This window comes from Tenacibaculum sp., assembly GCF_048269885.1.
Classification (GTDB): domain Bacteria; phylum Bacteroidota; class Bacteroidia; order Flavobacteriales; family Flavobacteriaceae; genus Polaribacter.
On sequence record NZ_JBLWTZ010000008.1, the window covers coordinates 138,262 to 154,378 of the forward strand.

16 protein-coding genes and 1 tRNA gene are annotated in these 16,117 nt (G+C 33.3%); 11 read left to right on the forward strand and 6 right to left on the reverse strand.

The genetic code is table 11. The features are described 5' to 3' along the window. Positions 1–36 precede the first annotated feature (36 nt). Positions 37–543: a 6,7-dimethyl-8-ribityllumazine synthase gene (gene ribH, locus ACN0WY_RS08195; protein ID WP_330489115.1), complete on the reverse strand. Its 507-nt coding sequence runs from the start codon at positions 541–543 to the stop codon at positions 37–39. After that, the gene (locus tag ACN0WY_RS08200; protein ID WP_417800050.1) at positions 543–1,325 is read right to left on the reverse strand and encodes a tetratricopeptide repeat protein; all 783 of its coding nucleotides are present in this window, start codon (positions 1,323–1,325) and stop codon (positions 543–545) included. Before ACN0WY_RS08200 ends, ribH begins: the two co-directional genes overlap by 1 nt. Before the next feature lie 113 nt (positions 1,326–1,438). On the opposite strand from ACN0WY_RS08200, the gene recF reads away from it, so the two are divergent. From recF to ACN0WY_RS08215, 3 genes are all read left to right on the forward strand, one after another. Next, positions 1,439–2,518 carry a DNA replication/repair protein RecF gene (gene recF, locus ACN0WY_RS08205; protein ID WP_330489117.1) on the forward strand — a complete coding sequence of 360 codons (1,080 nt, stop codon included), beginning with the start codon at positions 1,439–1,441 and terminating at the stop codon, positions 2,516–2,518. 25 nt (positions 2,519–2,543) lie between these two features. Then, positions 2,544–2,843, forward strand: coding sequence for a DUF721 domain-containing protein (locus ACN0WY_RS08210; RefSeq protein ID WP_330489118.1), 300 nt, complete (start codon positions 2,544–2,546; stop codon positions 2,841–2,843). A 311-nt stretch (positions 2,844–3,154) separates the two neighbouring features. Beyond that, positions 3,155–3,388: a helix-turn-helix domain-containing protein gene (locus ACN0WY_RS08215; RefSeq protein WP_417800051.1), complete on the forward strand. Its 234-nt coding sequence runs from the start codon at positions 3,155–3,157 to the stop codon at positions 3,386–3,388. A 194-nt stretch (positions 3,389–3,582) separates the two neighbouring features. Here ACN0WY_RS08215 and ACN0WY_RS08220 read toward each other — a convergent pair whose 3' ends face one another. After that, positions 3,583–4,002 carry a nucleoside-diphosphate kinase gene (locus ACN0WY_RS08220; RefSeq protein WP_028892988.1) on the reverse strand — a complete coding sequence of 140 codons (420 nt, stop codon included), beginning with the start codon at positions 4,000–4,002 and terminating at the stop codon, positions 3,583–3,585. A gap of 109 nt (positions 4,003–4,111) precedes the next feature. Beyond that, positions 4,112–5,119, reverse strand: coding sequence for an alkaline phosphatase D family protein (locus ACN0WY_RS08225; RefSeq protein ID WP_417800052.1), 1,008 nt, complete (start codon positions 5,117–5,119; stop codon positions 4,112–4,114). A gap of 81 nt (positions 5,120–5,200) precedes the next feature. On the opposite strand from ACN0WY_RS08225, the gene ACN0WY_RS08230 reads away from it, so the two are divergent. The 5 genes from ACN0WY_RS08230 (at position 5,201) to ACN0WY_RS08250 (ending at position 9,192) form a co-directional block, all read left to right on the forward strand. Further along, positions 5,201–6,229 carry a DHH family phosphoesterase gene (locus ACN0WY_RS08230; RefSeq protein WP_417800053.1) on the forward strand — a complete coding sequence of 343 codons (1,029 nt, stop codon included), beginning with the start codon at positions 5,201–5,203 and terminating at the stop codon, positions 6,227–6,229. Further along, on the forward strand, positions 6,219–6,758 hold the full coding sequence (gldI, locus tag ACN0WY_RS08235) for a gliding motility-associated peptidyl-prolyl isomerase GldI (RefSeq protein WP_417800054.1): 540 nt from the start codon (positions 6,219–6,221) through the stop codon (positions 6,756–6,758). Before ACN0WY_RS08230 ends, gldI begins: the two co-directional genes overlap by 11 nt. Then, entirely contained in the window at positions 6,755–7,480 is a 726-nt protein-coding gene (locus ACN0WY_RS08240) for an FKBP-type peptidyl-prolyl cis-trans isomerase (RefSeq protein ID WP_330489123.1), read from the forward strand. Before gldI ends, ACN0WY_RS08240 begins: the two co-directional genes overlap by 4 nt. An 87-nt stretch (positions 7,481–7,567) precedes the next feature. Continuing rightward, positions 7,568–8,617, forward strand: coding sequence for a peptidylprolyl isomerase (locus ACN0WY_RS08245; RefSeq protein ID WP_330489124.1), 1,050 nt, complete (start codon positions 7,568–7,570; stop codon positions 8,615–8,617). 2 nt (positions 8,618–8,619) lie between these two features. Next, the gene (locus ACN0WY_RS08250) at positions 8,620–9,192 is read left to right on the forward strand and encodes a phosphatase PAP2 family protein (protein ID WP_330489125.1); all 573 of its coding nucleotides are present in this window, start codon (positions 8,620–8,622) and stop codon (positions 9,190–9,192) included. A gap of 115 nt (positions 9,193–9,307) precedes the next feature. Here ACN0WY_RS08250 and ACN0WY_RS08255 read toward each other — a convergent pair. Then, positions 9,308–9,392: transfer RNA gene (locus ACN0WY_RS08255), tRNA-Ser, on the reverse strand. Positions 9,393–9,685: 293 nt separating this feature from the next. Here ACN0WY_RS08255 and aroC point away from each other — a divergent pair. Continuing rightward, on the forward strand, positions 9,686–10,747 hold the full coding sequence (gene aroC / locus ACN0WY_RS08260) for a chorismate synthase (protein ID WP_417800055.1): 1,062 nt from the start codon (positions 9,686–9,688) through the stop codon (positions 10,745–10,747). 62 nt (positions 10,748–10,809) lie between these two features. Here the strand turns inward: aroC and ACN0WY_RS08265 are convergent, their stop codons facing one another. Next, positions 10,810–11,649, reverse strand: a complete 840-nt coding sequence (locus ACN0WY_RS08265) for a M57 family metalloprotease (RefSeq protein WP_330489127.1) — start codon at positions 11,647–11,649, stop codon at positions 10,810–10,812. A gap of 147 nt (positions 11,650–11,796) precedes the next feature. On the opposite strand from ACN0WY_RS08265, the gene ACN0WY_RS08270 reads away from it, so the two are divergent. Both ACN0WY_RS08270 and ACN0WY_RS08275 read left to right on the forward strand, forming a co-directional pair. Further along, positions 11,797–14,541, forward strand: a complete 2,745-nt coding sequence (locus ACN0WY_RS08270) for a S8 family peptidase (protein ID WP_417800056.1) — start codon at positions 11,797–11,799, stop codon at positions 14,539–14,541. A 175-nt stretch (positions 14,542–14,716) separates the two neighbouring features. Then, positions 14,717–15,781 carry a PA0069 family radical SAM protein gene (locus tag ACN0WY_RS08275; protein WP_417800057.1) on the forward strand — a complete coding sequence of 355 codons (1,065 nt, stop codon included), beginning with the start codon at positions 14,717–14,719 and terminating at the stop codon, positions 15,779–15,781. Positions 15,782–16,117 lie beyond the last annotated feature (336 nt).

Below are 16,117 nucleotides of genomic sequence, written 5' to 3' on the forward strand. Positions count from 1 at the left end.
TGACGCTTTGAATACTGTTTTCTCTAAAAGGGTTGTCTAAAAACCTACAGCGTTTGAGCTGCGCTCTTGATTCTTAATTGCTGCCATTTTAATTGCCGCTACGGCACATTCAATTCCTTTATTTCCTAGTTTACCACCAGAACGATCAATAGATTGTTGTTTGGTGTTGTCGGTCAATACACAGAAAATTACAGGAACATCGTATTGAATGTTTAAATCTACAATTCCTTGAGTAACTCCTTCACATACAAAATCGAAATGCTTGGTTTCACCCTGAATCACATTCCCAACGGCTATGATAGCATCCAATTTTTGTGTTTCGATCATTTTTTTGCATCCATACACTAATTCGAAACTACCAGGAACATCCCAAGAAACAATATTTTCCTCGGTGGCTCCACAATCTAGTAAAGTTTCAATAGCACCTTTATGAAGGTTTTTAGTGATTTCAGGATTCCATTCTGAAACAACAATCCCAAATCGAAAAGGTTTCGCATTTGGGATTGTTGCTTTATCGTAATAAGATAAATTTGTTGTTGCCATTATTGAGCGTATTTTGCACTGTTGATATATTTTTCAATATCTCTTCCTTGATCAGAATCAGCGTATTTTTCTTTAATGGTTGTATAAAGTTTTTCAGCTTTACCATACTCTTTTAAGTCCATTGCAACTTGAGCTGCTTTGAATAAAAATAGAGGAGTCGTAAATTGATTGTCTTTTTTATTAGCTGCTTTTTGGTAGTAATCTAAAGCATCTTCTGGTTGGTTAATATCAGCAAAAGCATCACCAATTGCACCAATAGCAGTAGGTCCTAATAACTCGTCATCAGAACTAAAATTTCCTAAATACTCAATAGCTTCTTCATACTTTTTCATCTTTAAGTAAGAAATACCAGCATAATAGTTTGCTAAGTTTCCTGCCTTTGTACCACTGAATTGATCTGCAATATCAATAAAACCATACTTTCCATCGCCCCCTTCTAAACCTAAAGTATATAAAGAATCGGCAATAGCACCAGCAGAAGTACTTGCTTTTTCGAAGAAAGTACGAGGGTATGCTAATTCGTTAGAAGCTTCTTGTTGTGTTGGCTCAGCAATAAATTTGTTGTAAGCTAAGTACACTAAAATTAAAGCTGCAACAGCTACCAATCCGTAAAATAATGGCTTGCTATTTTTTTCAATCCACTCCTCTGATTTATTCGCGGTATCATCTAAAGTGTTAAATACTTCAGCTGTAGTACTTTGTGATTCATCAAATGTTTCTTCTACTTCTTGTGTAACCTTTTCTTTCTTAGGTTTGTAACCTCTTTTCTTGTATGTAGCCATAATTGCTTAAAAAATTAGTGGCGACAAAAATAGTTTTTTTAATTGGATTTTAAAAGTCGTTTTTTCGTAAATTTTCGATAATTTGCGCTTTCTTTTAGTAACAGGGCTTATTCATGTATTTGCAAAAACTATCTTTGGTAAATTTTAAAAATATTGAATCGCAAACTTTTGATTTTCAAAAGAAAATTAACTGCTTTGTAGGAAATAATGGTATTGGAAAAACCAATGTGTTAGATGCAATTTATTACCTGTCATTTGCGAAAAGTTACTTCAATTCGATTGCTGGGCAAAATATCCGACACGGTCAAGATTTTTTTATGGTTGAAGGAGATTATTTGTTAAATGATCGGCAAGAAAAAATTATCTGCTCCTTAAAAAGAGGTCAGAAAAAAGTATTGAAACGCAACGGGAAAGCTTACGAAAAGTTTTCTGAACATATAGGGCAGTTACCCTTGGTGATCATTTCTCCTGCAGATAGGGATTTAATTGTTGAAGGAAGCGAAACTCGTCGTAAATTTATTGACGGAGTCATCTCTCAACAAGATAAAAAATACTTACAAGCGTTAATTTCGTATACCAAAACGATAAGTCAGCGAAATGCATTGTTAAAATACTTTGCTGCCAATAGAACATTTGATGCGCTAAACTTAAAGGTATACGATGAGCAGTTAATTGAGTACGGAACGATTATCTATAACAAAAGAAAAATTTTTTTAGAAGAGTTTGTACCTATTTTTAATGCCAAGCATAAAATTATTTCTGGAGCCAATGAAGAAGTAAATTTGCGTTATAAAAGTCAGTTACACGAGGTGTCTTTAGAAGTTTTGTTGCAACAAAATTTAGAGAAAGATAGGATGCTACAGTATACATCGGTTGGGATTCATAAAGACGATTTAAATTTTGAAATAGAGGAGCATCCAATCAAAAAATTTGGTTCTCAAGGACAACAAAAATCCTATTTAATAGCATTAAAATTAGCGCAGTTTGAATTTATTAAAAAGCAGTCTAACGTTACTCCAATTTTATTATTGGATGATATCTTTGATAAGTTAGATGAAAACCGGGTGGCTCAGATTGTTGATTTAGTAAATAGCGATGAATTTGGGCAAATTTTTATTACAGATACGCATGCCGATCGAACAGAGGAGGTGATAAAAAAGAGCAATCAAGAATATCAGGTTTTTAAGTTATAATTAGCAAGGCAAAAAGTAAGATTAAATGGCCAAAAGAGAAAACGATAGCTTTTCAATTAAAGATTTAATGGGGAGTTTTATTCAAGAGAATAACAAACTGAAAAAAGGTTTTCAAAAAATACATATTGATGAGGCTTGGGAGAAATTAATGGGGGCAGGGGTTGCTTCCTACACAAGTGAGGTAAAACTACAAAATGGAACACTAGTTGTACGTTTGTCTTCCTCTGTATTACGAGAAGAATTAAGTTACGGGAAAGAGAAAATTATACGTATGATAAATGAGGAAATTGGCGAGGAATTGGTGAAAAAAATAATGTTGGTTTAACTTTTAAATTAAGTAGCATGGGGAATAATAGATTTGTACCCGAACTTTTCGGTGGGCTATTTGTTTCTGATTTATCAAACCTCTCTGTGTTGTTTTTATTTGTAATATGATGTGTTTTTTTCTTGATTTACGATTATTGTTAACTCTTTCCTTAATCAATTTTACATAAAATTCTAGTATCGTTGTTGTCCAGCTGCGATAACGAGATTTGCTGTGTAATTCATAACTTTTTCAATTGCAGTTGTTTATATGGTGACTAAAAAGATTCAAATCAATTTGTTGTATTTTTACACAGTAAAATTGTCGTATCATTGATTGAAATTTGTTTGGTGGATAACGAACAACTAAAAAAGAAAATAGGGCAACGTATTGTAGCGTTGAGAAGTCAAAAGGGATGGAGTCAATCCGATTTGGCTAAAGCTTGCAATAAAGATAGACGAACACTTGAAAAGTTGGAAAAAGGAGAGGTCAATCCAACAATCTATTCACTATTAGAGATTTGTAATGCTCTGGGAGTTTCCTTAAAAGAGTTGGTTAATTTTTAATCAATTCCTCAATCTTCAATACTTCTTTTCGTCAATTTATTTCTAGCTCTTTTTCTGTCGTTAATGCGGATTTAAAAAAGTACTTCCCTCTATTTTTTAATCAAATTTTTAGTGTATCTCATCGATAGTAAAAACAAAAAACTCGTTACAATTAAGTAACGAGTTTTTATAGATCTTATTAAGAAGCTTCTTTCTTAGAACATTTCTCTACCAGAAAAGTGGAAAGCACCTTCGATAGCTGCGTTTTCATCAGAATCAGAACCGTGTACTGCATTTTCTCCAATAGAAGTAGCGTATAACTGACGAATAGTTCCTTCAGCAGCTTCAGCAGGGTTTGTAGCACCAATTAACGTTCTAAAATCTTCAACTGCGTTGTCTTTTTCTAAGATTGCAGCGATGATTGGTCCGCGAGTCATAAACTCTACTAATTCACCAAAGAAAGGACGTTCACTGTGTACTCCGTAAAAAGTCTCAGCATCACGCTTAGTCATTTGTGTTTTTTTCATAGCTACGATTCTGAAACCTGCAGCATTAATTTTTTCTAAAATTGCACCAGTATGTCCGTTTTCAACAGCATCTGGTTTAATCATTGTAAAAGTTCTATTTGTTGCCATTATTAAATGTAATAAATATCAGTATATGATAAATTCCTTAATTGTTGTTATTTATGCAAACCTCGCATAAATTCGGCGCAAAAATACACTTTTTAATGTTATTAACAAGTTAAGGGTATATTTGATTGATTTCTTGTAAGATAGAATGGTTTTTACCACGCATTTGAAAACTAACTTTTTTAGCTTTTAAATCCAGTAGCAGCGTTCCATAGCTTAAAGAGTTTACTACATTACCAATTCTTACGTCATTTTTTTCTGAGGTAAATGAAGAATAAGCGTGTGTTAATCCACTTGATGTAAAATCAATAATAGGGTAAGCAAGTCCTTCAAGGGTTATTTTAGAAAACTCAGAAATATGTCTATCTCCAGAAAGAAGAATAACATTGGTGTTGGTTGATTTTTGAATCAAACCGAACAATTTATCCACTTCGTGTGGAAAGTTAGCCCATTTTTCAAATCCGTGCTCTTTAGGTAGTATTTGAATGCTGCTAACTATTACAGTAAAGGTTGCTGTAGAGTTTGTTAATTCGTCGGTAAGCCACTCCCATTGAGTTTTGCCTAAAATAGTACCTTCGTTATAGGGGTTTGGTTGAAAACGTTGTCCGTTTGTACCCTTGGTAAGCGAGGTTCTAAAATAGCGAGTATCTAAAACAATAATCTTAACACTACCATCTTTTGTGTGAAAAGTTTGAGTGTGATAAACTCCTTTTTGTTTTCTCCTAGGAGAATCTTTTGGTATATCTAAAAAGTCTAAAAATAATTGTTGACTTTGATCTTTCATTTCAAACTCAACTCCTGCATCATTTTTGCCATAATCATGATCATCCCATGTAGCAAGCACAGGAATCTTAGTCGTTAGTTCTTTATAAGCTGTTACTTTTTTTTGTGTATTATACATGCGTTTCATTTTACGCATGTTATTCGTATCGGCATAAATATTATCTCCACCCCATACCCATAGGTCTGGTTGTAGTGATAGAAGGTCTTCCCAAAATGGGTTGTTAAGTCTTTGGTTGTTACAAGACCCAAAAGCAATGGTAAATGTTTCTTGACTAAAAGAAACAAAAGATATGCTTAGAAAAAAGATTAAAAAGGCTGTAAATTTAGTAGATTTCATTAAGTTTTAATTTTGAAACGAAGAAACAAAAAGAAACTCATAAAAAGGTTAATATAGCATTAATTTGTATATTCGCCTTTTATGATTTTAAAACACTTTACAGAACTGCAAGAATTCTTGTCAGAACCTAGAAATGTTGTAATCATTGGGCATAGAAACCCAGATGGAGATGCAATAGGTTCAACATTAGGATTGAAACATTATTTAGATAAAAAAGGACATACGACTCAGGTGTTGATGCCAAATGAGTATCCTGATTTTTTACATTGGATTCCGGGATCCGAAACCGTAAAACGTTTTGACCGTCAAAATACTCAATCAGTCAAAGCTTTGAGAAAATCGGACCTCGTTTTTTTATTAGACTTTAACGCGTTGCACAGAGTGGGGGGTGATATGCAAAATACATTAGAGCATTATGAACACGATTTTGCGTTGATAGATCATCATCAACAACCAGATGATTTTATGTATATGTATTCAGATACAACCATGTCTTCAACATGTCAAATGGTATATAACTTTATTGAAATGATGGGAGATGTTGCGTTGATAGATAAAAATATAGCAACTTGCTTATATACAGGGATTATGACCGATACAGGTTCGTTCCGATTTAGATCAACAACCAGTACTACTCATAGAATCATTGCAGACTTAATAGATAAAGGAGCTGAAAACGATAGGATTCACAGCAATGTTCATGATGCAAATTCATACAATAGACTGCTGTTATTAGGGCAAGCATTGAGTAACATGAAAGTTTTACCTGAATACAAAACCGCTTTCATTACCTTAACAGAAGAAGAGAAAAAGAAATTTCACTACGAAAAAGGAGATACTGAAGGAGTGGTAAATTATGCGTTATCTTTGAAAGGAATTGTATTTGCAGCCATCTTTATAGAAGATGAAGAGCAAGGAATGGTAAAAATATCTTTCCGTTCCAAAGGGAAGTTTTCTGTAAATCAGTTTGCACGGAATTATTTTAATGGAGGAGGACATGATAATGCAGCAGGAGGAAGAAGTGATGATAGCATGGAAAATACGATAGAGAGATTTAAGTCGTTATTACCTACATACCAACAAGAGTTAGAAAATTCGTATGAAGCATAAAACAATACTTTTTGTTCTTGCCACCTTAGTTGTGATTTCTTGTAAAGAACCTCAGGCAAGAAGACCCAAGCAACAAGGTACGACCAATTTTTATAAAGAAGTTCTTAAAGAAAATAAGAAGCTAAATGCTTTAGAGAAAAAACGCTTGGAACAATGGGTGGCTAAAGATACTATTAAAGAGTATAAAAGTTCACCTAATGGTTTTTGGTATGCTTATATAACAAAGGATACCTTAAACTCTTACACTCCTCAAGTTGAAGATTTGGTCATGTTATCATACGATGTAACCGACCTTCATGGAATGGTTCTTTATGAAAAAAAGGAGAGAAGTTATAAGGTAGATAAGGAAGATTTTATTCCTGCATTGCAAGATGGAATAAAGTTGATGAAAAAAGGAGAAACCATTACATTTGTCATTCCATCTTACAGAGCTTTTGGAGTTACAGGTGATGGAAATAAAATAGCTGTAAATCAGCCAATACAAAGTACAGTAACATTAATCGATATAAAATCAAAAAAAGAAGAATGAAATTAACCAACATTTTAGCAGCTACAGTTGTAGGTTTATCAATTGTTTCATGCAGTAACGGTCAGTTTAAACAAAAAAGTTCATTAGCAACAGAAGTAGACTCTGTAAGCTACACTTTAGGTTTAGATATGGCTAATAAAATCAAAATGAATTTTGATGAAATGGATCAAGATTTATTTGTACAAGGATTTAAAAACGGAATGGACTCTACAAATTTATTAGTTGAGTCGAAAGATATAAACAATATTTTAAGAGCATTTTTTCAGAAAAAACAACAAGAAAAAATGAAAGAAATGCAAGAAGAGCAAGCTAAAAAAGCAGAAGCTGAATTTGGAGATAACAAAAAGGCTGGAGAAGAGTTTTTAGCTGCTAATAAGGCAAAGGAAGGAGTGAAAACTACTGAAAGTGGTTTACAGTATCTTGTTTTAAAAGAAGGAGAAGGAGAGGCGCCTACCGCAAATTCTAGAGTTAAGGTTCATTACCACGGTACTTTAATAGACGGAACAGTGTTTGATAGCTCGGTAGAAAGAGGAGAGCCAACTGAATTTGGAGTAGGTCAGGTAATTAAAGGATGGACAGAAGGTTTACAGTTAATGAAGCCTGGAGCTAAATACAAGTTCTTTATCCCTCAAGAATTAGCTTACGGAGCACAACAAAGAGGACAGCATATCAAGCCTTTCTCAGCGTTAGTTTTTGAAGTAGAGTTATTAGAAGTAAAATAAATAAAGCTTAAATAGTTGATAATTAATTAGGTTAGCACTTGTTGTTAACCTAATTAATTGTTTATAGGAGAACTTAAATTAAAATAAATGAAATTAGTTAAAATAGTACTTGTAACACTAGTAGTACTTGTATCTTGCAAATCAGCGAAATACCCTAGTTTAGAAAACGGATTGTATGCAGACATCCAAACCAATCGAGGCGATATTTTAGTGAAGTTTTTTTACGATAAAGTTCCAATGACAGTAGCAAATTTTGTTGCATTAAGTGAGGGAACACATCCCAAAATGACCGATTCATTAAAAGGAATACCATTTTATGATGGGACAAAATTTCATAGAGTTATTAAAGACTTTATGATACAAGGAGGCGATAAAACAGGAACAGGTTCTGGAGATGCAGGGTATACCTTTGCAGATGAATTTCCTATGGATGAAGAAGGTAAGTTATTGTATAAACACGACGAACCAGGAATGTTGTCTATGGCAAATTACTCAAGACCTGTTACAAATTCGAGTCAGTTTTTTATAACACATAAAGCTACACCTTGGTTAGATGGAGGACATTCTGTTTTTGGTCGTGTTTTACAAGGTCAAGCTATAGTGGATACTATTCAGAAAAATGACTATATAAAGCATATCGAAATTTTAAGAATAGGAGAGGGTGCGGCTAAATTTAATGCACCAGTAGTCTTTGAACAAGAACTAGCAAACGTTGAAGAGAAAGAAGCAGAACGAAAGAAGAAACTAGAAGAGTTAAAACAAAAGTATCAAGAAGAACAAGGAATTCATAAAGCCATTACCACTGATTCTGGATTGAAAATTTTATCCTTACAAGAAGGAGATGGAAAAAAAGTAAATCCAGCACTACCAACAACAGCACACTACACATTGTATTTGGCAGACGGAAGAAAAATAGATTCTAGTTTAGACAAAGGAGAGGCTTTTGTTTTTACAGTTGATGATGAGAATTTTCCATTAATAGCAGGGTGGAAAGAAGGAGTAAAGACAATGAGAGAAGGAGATAAGGTTAGATTGTTTATCCCTTCTTATTTAGGGTATGGTGATCGTAGAATAGGTCCAATACCTCCAAAGTCAGATTTAATTTTTGAAATAGAAGTTTTAAAAGTAGGAAAGTAGTTTTGATAGAAAGTATTATAGAAAAAGATAAAGCGCTTTTAATTTATCTTAACAATTTAGGTAGTGAACAATGGGATGGTTTTTGGTTAACAATAACCAATCAATTTACTTGGACACCGCTGTTTGTTTTCGTGCTATTTTTAGTATTTAAACAGTTTGGGTGGAAAAAAGGATTGTTTACGGTATTATTTATAGCAATTATTGTTGCTTTTTCTGACCAATTCACAAATTTGATTAAAAACACAACAGAAAGAATCAGACCTTGCAATACAGAAGGTTTAAAAGAGTATTTAAGGAATTTTACATACAAGCCTAGAGGATATAGCTTTTGGTCTGGTCACGCTTCGTTATCTACTACAATAACTACTTTTATGATTTGGTTGTTGAGAAAGCACTTTAAGCTAATTTACTTGATGATTTTATTCCCTTTAATTTTTGGGTATAGTAGGTTGTATTTAGGAGTACATTTTCCTGTTGATGTAACTACGGGGTATGTTTCAGGAGTTATTTTAGGAACCCTATTTTATTTTGGATACTTAGCTTTAGAAAAGAAAATTGGCTTGGGAAAAGAATAGTGACGAAAGAGAGGAAACGGTATTGTCATTTAATCAATAAAAAAAGCTTACAATTTTGTAAGCTTTTTTTCTTTAATCCCCTAAAAAAAAATCCGAAGCTTTCGCTTCGGACTTGCGGAGAAAGAGGGATTCGAACCCCCGGTCCTGTTACAGACAACGGTTTTCAAGACCGCCGCATTCGACCACTCTGCCATTTCTCCTGAGTGCCTCATCAGGTATTTCCTGATTGCGGGTGCAAATATATGACCTTTTTTCAATTCAAAAAAAGTTTTTCACTACTTTTTTTAATAAAATTGATGCTTTAAAAGTGTTGTGAAGCGTAACGCTTTTGCAATCAATAAGTTTGGGGTAAAATAAAAATCAAAAAAAATAAAAATTAAAAATAAATAGAATTCATAACGGGGTATAATAACGGATTAGCCCATAATTATAAGAATGAAAATTATCGTTTTTAGTAAATAAATTCTACCTTCGTCCTACTAAAGAACAAGGTATGTTTAATTCATTCGGAAATATTTTAAAGCTAACTACGTTTGGTGAGTCTCATGGAGTAGCAATTGGAGGGGTAATTGATGGATTCCCTGCGGGAGTGAAAGTCGATTTTGACGCTATTCAACAAGAATTAGATCGACGTAAGCCGGGACAATCTAAAATAGTAACACAGCGTAAAGAACCAGATACGGTAGAGTTTTTGTCGGGTATTTTTGAAGGGGTGACTACAGGAGCCTCAATAGGCTTTATAATAAAGAATACTAATCAAAAAAGTAAAGACTACAACCATAATACAGATGTATACCGTCCTTCACATGCCGATTATACGTATGACAAAAAATACGGAATAAGAGATCATAGAGGTGGTGGAAGAACATCTGCAAGAGAAACCGCCAATTGGGTTGTAGCAGGAGCGCTGGCAAAGCAATTAATAAATCACATTAACATAAATGCATTTACGTCATCTGTAGGAGACGTTTTTATGGTAAAGCCATATCAAGATTTAGATTTTTCTAAAATTGAAAGTAACATTGTCCGTTGTCCTGATGAAGCATCAGCAGAAAAGATGATTGATAAGATTCATGAAATACGTAAAGCAGGTAATACTATCGGAGGAACAATAACCTGCGTAGCTCAAAATGTACCTGTAGGGTTAGGAGAACCTATTTTTCATAAGTTACATGCAGAATTAGGAAAAGCAATGCTTTCTATTAATGCAGTAAAAGGTTTTGAGTTTGGAAGTGGTTTTTGTGGCGCAAAAATGCAAGGATCAGAACACAACGATATTTTTAATCCAGATGGAACGACACAAACTAACTTGTCAGGAGGTATTCAAGGAGGAATTTCTAACGGAATGGATATTTACTTTAGAGTAGCATTTAAACCAGTAGCTACAATAATGCAAAACCAAGCTACGACAAACTCAAAAGGAGAAGCTACAGAGATACACGGAAAAGGAAGACACGATCCTTGTGTAGTGCCGAGAGCTGTGCCTATTGTTGAAGCATTAACAGCTTTAGTGCTCGCAGATTTTTGGTTGATGAATAAAACTAGAAAAGTTTAAAAAAATAAAAAGCCCAGATACATGTATCTGGGCTTTTAAATATCTTAAAAATACGATTCTTTCTAGTAAAGAGTTAACATTGCATTTTTATCGTTATTGTTAAATGTAGTAGCAGGCCCACAAGATTGCATAATAGAAGTATTGTCAGATCCAGTTGGAGTACCCGCAATATGAATAGCTCCTACACCAGCGCTTCCTTCATTAACATTTTGTCCACAGCTTTCACGTGTTTGATAATCTGTATGACGGAAACCAATACAGTGTCCAATTTCATGAGCCATAGTTCCAGCAAGTTCGCTAGAAGTAGGTGCGATAGATAATTCAAACCATCTACTGTTAATACCAAAACCTTTAGCAGGATCTCCTCTTCTAGTTGGGAAACCAGCAGCTCTACCTAAAGTGATAAACCCACCACTTTCTAATTCGTAAAACTCATTAACTTCAATATCAGCTTTAGATTTACCCTTACCACCATAAGAAACTCTTTGGTAAGTTAACTGAGAACCTAAATTGTTTAACATAACAATTGTTTTGTCTAAAGCATCAGAACCTAAAGTTCCTAAATCAGGAGAAACACTTACTGTAATGACTCTAGGTAACCCTGTTACCAAGTTCGTAGTTCGGTAATGTTCAGTGTTTGGAATGTTCGCTCCTTCACCCAACTCATCAATTTGAGCAAAAGTAAAGAACATGTCTTCTACAGCAATTCCTTTTTCTCCCATAAAGGTAGTTACTTTGGCTGAAGAAGTTTCGAAATAAGCAGCTTGTAGTTTTGAAACTATTTCGGGCGTAATTTCGTTAGTTTCGTTGTTTGGAATAGTCTCTTCTGAAGAGTTACATGCAGTAAATAAAATAACTGCAAAAGCCAAAAGGCTTAATAGTTGTGAATTTAAATTTTTCATTTTTTTGAAAGGATTTTTATTAAAAAATTTCAACGAATGTATGTTTTTATAATGGAATATGCAAAAAAAGTGTTTTATTTGCGTTAATAATATATTTTTATGAGGCTGTTTTTTCTTTTTGTTTTCGGAATATTTGTAACGTTTAAAATGTACTCACAAGTTGATTTTACTGATTATATTAAAAAAATAGAACCTCAAAAAAATCAGGAAAAAGAGTTGAAAAAAAAATATTATTTAATTCATAAAAAAGAGCTGATTTTCAATGAGAAAGAAGTGCATGTGGTACGAAAATTAGACGAGAACTTTTTGATAATAACCAGAAAAGAAAGTCCGTATTCTTTTAAAGGAAAGTTATTTGATATAAATAATAGTTGGAAACAATCGTATAGAGTCTCTCGGTTGTCAAAGAAAAAGAATAAAGAGGTAAAGGTTGTTGTTAAAACAATCAATTCAAAACGATTCTTAGATGAAGCAAAAGAAAAAAATATAAATATTGAAGTACAGCATCAATATAAAAATATTCTAACTCTAAACGTATCTTCAACTGAGATAAGTAAATTAACTTCTATGTATCAGGTAGTTTATATAGATATTCAAATAGCTCCTCACCCAGAAAAAATACCGATTGAAAAAGTAGATTTCAGTGTCAACGAGATATATAAACTTCAAAATGATTTCAAAATGATCAATGGAGAAGGAATGACTGTTTCTGTAAAAGAATTGTTATTTGATGTTGAAGATATTGATCTAAGAAACAGAGTAAAACTATACGGAAAGGAAGCAGAAGATGTTTCCAGTCATGCAACCTCAATGGCTACCATAATAGGAGGAGCAGGAAATAGTACGTACAACTCCAAAGGAGTTGCTCATCATAGTTATTTGTCATCTTCAGACTTTAGTACGCTATTACCTGATAATGACACTTACTATGTTGATAATCATATATATGTTCAAAACCATTCTTACGGAACAGAAATAGAAAATTTTTATGGAGCTGAAGCGAATGCATATGATCAAAGCACAATTGACGTTCCTGAATTGCTTCATGTATTTTCTTCAGGTAATACAGGAGAAGCAACAGCTAACGAGGGAGCTTATCAAGGAATAACGGGATATGCCAATATGACGGGTAATTATAAAATGGCTAAAAACGTTTTAGTGGTTGGAGGAGTGAATAAAGAACTAGTAGTAAATACGAGAAGTTCAAAAGGGCCTGCTTATGACGGTAGGGTAAAACCAGAATTGGTAGCGCACGGTCCAGATGGAACATCAGATGCTGCCGCGATAGTCTCTGGTTTGGCAACGTTACTACAGCATAAATATAAAGAGAAAACAAACAATTTTCCATCTTCGGCATTATTAAAATCCCTATTAATTGCAGGAGCTGATGATGTCGGTCCAAAAGGAATTGACTTTAAAAGTGGTTACGGTAATGTAAACGGTTTTCAAAGCATGAGCATTTTAGAAAACGGAAGATATATTAATGATGAAGTCTCAGGGAATGAAATAAAAGAATATTCAATTCCTATCAATACGACAGCAAAAGAAATACGAGTGGCGTTGGTTTGGAATGATGTCCCTGCAAATGTTAATGAAGATAAGGCATTGGTAAACGATTTAGATTTAGAAATAAGTAACAGTGTAAATTCGTGGTTGCCTTGGGTATTGGATGTGTCACCCTCTCAAAGTTCATTAGAAAAAGAAGCTACACAAGGAGAAGATCACTTAAATAATGTAGAGTTAATCACAATTGAAAATCCTACGACAGGCACATATAGTATTAAAGTAAAAGCAAATTCATTAGCAACTGCGACGCAAACATTTTCCATCGCTTATTTTTATAAGTCCAAAGATACCTTTACATGGAAGTATCCTAATAAAGAAGATAAATTACCAACAGAAACAGATCAATACGTACGATGGACTAATAATTTAGACTTTCCTGTAAGTAAAATAGAGTATGCTATTAACAATGGAAGTTGGACAGAAATAACAAACGCTACAAATATAACAAAACCATTTTTACGTTGGAATACTCCTGACGGTAATGGAGTAGCCCAACTAAGAGCTTTAGTAAATGGAGTATATTATACTTCTGAAGAATTTGCCATCTCTAAGGTTGTTACACCTGTGGTTGATTTTAACTGTGATGAAAATATTCAATTTAGTTGGGAACCGGTTCCAAATGCAACCACATATAATGTGCAACTGCTAGATGATACTTATATGTATACAAATTCAATAGTAAACGAAACGAATATTGTAATTCCAAAAAGTACATTTAAAACACCTTATGTGTCAGTAACACCAGTTTTTAATGGAGGAGAAGGAGTTAAAGGACAAACAATAAACTACAATTCACAAGGGGTCAACTGTTATTACAAGAATTTTTTAGCCTTTGTAAAAAATGAAAATGTAGTAGATGTTCGATTGAGTTTAAGTACTTTGACCAATGTAGCTTCAGTGGTCTTTGAAAACACACGTAATGGAGAAACAGAAGTAATTCAAACATTTGTAAATCCCAGTTTGCAGGAGCTTCAAACGGAAGATGATAAGGTTTTAGGAGGAGAAAATGAATACAGAGCTACAATTATTCTTGATGATGGAACAAAAATTTATACCGATAGTGTAAAAATAGAGTTCCCTTTTAATAATACCCTAAAAATCTATCCAAACCCTGTAATAGCATCCGAAGGAATGTTTGTGTATTCAAGAGGAAACAACTTAGATATAGAAATTGTAGATGTTACAGGAAGAATAATCTACACCAATACAATTCAAAAAATAAGACAAACCATTCCTATACCAAATTTTAAAACAGGTTTATTGTTTGTGCGTATACTAAAAGATGGACAGCAAATAGCAGTAAAGAAAATACTCGTAAAACCGTAGGTTTTTTAATAAGTAAGATTAAGGTTAAAACTTTTGTGTTATTTTTTGTAATTTTACAAAGTCACTTCGGATGATTTCGTTACTCTATCGAAATTGTATCGAGAAGTTTATACAAACCTGTTCTCGATAAAGTCATTCTAAAGACAATTTTATAATATTTTATTTAGAAATGATTATGGACTACATTAAAGGACGTGGTGCACAACACAACACACACAATAAATTTATACAACATCAACACCAGGTGTTGGATGACTTCTTGAACTATTGCGAAGTAGAAAATGAATCAGCAGACAATAATAAAACAACCTATTTAGAAATTTATCCTAAAACAATTTTAAATAAAGTAACCAGTCCAGATATTGGATTTTCTTACTCAATGAATCCATATCAAGGTTGCGAACACGGCTGTATCTATTGTTATGCACGTAACTCGCACGAATATTGGGGGTATTCAGCTGGATTAGACTTTGAACGAAAAATACTGTACAAAGCCAATGCGCCAGAATTGTTAGAAAAAAAATTACGAAGCCGTAATTGGCAACCACAAAATATTATGTTTTCAGGGAATACAGACTGTTATCAACCGATAGAAAAGAAACTTGAAATCACCCGAAAAATGCTACAAGTACTATTAAAGTTAAAGCATCCCGTAAGCATGATAACAAAAAATGCGCTAATACTTCGTGACTTAGATATTTTAAAAGAAATGGCAGCGATGAACCTAGTGAGAGTGAGTATATCCATCACATCGTTATCAGAAGAAACAAGAAGAACGGTCGAGCCAAGAACAGCAACAATTAAAAAAAGATTAGAAACAGTTAAGGTGTTAGTAGAAAATAATATTCCAGTAAATGTTATGATGGCACCAATTATACCTTCAATTAACAGTCATGAAATATTACCATTAGTAAAAAAAGTAAGCGAATTAGGAGCAACATCAGTTGCATATACAATAGTACGTTTGAATGGAGCGATAGGAGAAATTTTTACCAACTGGGTAAGAAAAACGTATCCCGATAGAGCAAACAAAATACTACACCAAATAGAAGACACACATAAAGGCTCGTTGAATGATTCACGTTATGGAAGTAGAATGAGAGGAGAAGGAAAAATAGCAGAGCAAATAAATACACAGTTCAAGCTAGCAAGAAAACTATATTTAAAAAACCAATCACTCCCTCCACTAGATTATACCAAATTTGATAAATACCAAACGAATCAAACAACACTGTTCTAAATAAAATATTGTCAAAACATTTTTCATACAATATATATAATGTATTTCGAATAATATGATTTGTTGGTATGGGCGTTTCACTTTATTGTTTGTTTCCGCTGCGCTATACCATAATAAAGTGTCGGGCTTTCCGCTGTATCTTTTGCTTAGTCTGCTAAAGACAGCCTAAGTAAAAGGATGCCGCTTCAATCCCTAACGCGGGTTATCAGTCGTTAGTCTAATAGTCGTTAGTTATAAATAAAGTAGTAGTTTTCAATAATCAATTAGTTGGTAACTTTTAAGTAGTTTATTTTTATACTATAAAATAAAAGTACTTTTACCCAATACCCAATACCC

Bases quoted from the DNA above. Each gene is read 5' to 3' on its own strand.
- ACN0WY_RS08270 (WP_417800056.1), top strand. From the start codon at position 11,797: ATGTACTCACAAGTTGATTTTACTGATTATATTAAAAAAATAGAACCT.
- ACN0WY_RS08240 (WP_330489123.1), top strand. From the start codon at position 6,755: ATGAAATTAACCAACATTTTAGCAGCTACAGTTGTAGGTTTATCAATT.
- aroC (WP_417800055.1), top strand. From the start codon at position 9,686: ATGTTTAATTCATTCGGAAATATTTTAAAGCTAACTACGTTTGGTGAG.
- ACN0WY_RS08210 (WP_330489118.1), top strand. From the start codon at position 2,544: ATGGCCAAAAGAGAAAACGATAGCTTTTCAATTAAAGATTTAATGGGG.
- ACN0WY_RS08220 (WP_028892988.1), bottom strand. From the start codon at position 4,002: ATGGCAACAAATAGAACTTTTACAATGATTAAACCAGATGCTGTTGAA.
- ACN0WY_RS08230 (WP_417800053.1), top strand. From the start codon at position 5,201: ATGATTTTAAAACACTTTACAGAACTGCAAGAATTCTTGTCAGAACCT.
- ACN0WY_RS08225 (WP_417800052.1), bottom strand. From the start codon at position 5,119: ATGAAATCTACTAAATTTACAGCCTTTTTAATCTTTTTTCTAAGCATA.
- ACN0WY_RS08245 (WP_330489124.1), top strand. From the start codon at position 7,568: ATGAAATTAGTTAAAATAGTACTTGTAACACTAGTAGTACTTGTATCT.
- ACN0WY_RS08265 (WP_330489127.1), bottom strand. From the start codon at position 11,649: ATGAAAAATTTAAATTCACAACTATTAAGCCTTTTGGCTTTTGCAGTT.
- ACN0WY_RS08275 (WP_417800057.1), top strand. From the start codon at position 14,717: ATGGACTACATTAAAGGACGTGGTGCACAACACAACACACACAATAAA.
- ribH (WP_330489115.1), bottom strand. From the start codon at position 543: ATGGCAACAACAAATTTATCTTATTACGATAAAGCAACAATCCCAAAT.
- gldI (WP_417800054.1), top strand. From the start codon at position 6,219: ATGAAGCATAAAACAATACTTTTTGTTCTTGCCACCTTAGTTGTGATT.
- ACN0WY_RS08200 (WP_417800050.1), bottom strand. From the start codon at position 1,325: ATGGCTACATACAAGAAAAGAGGTTACAAACCTAAGAAAGAAAAGGTT.
- recF (WP_330489117.1), top strand. From the start codon at position 1,439: ATGTATTTGCAAAAACTATCTTTGGTAAATTTTAAAAATATTGAATCG.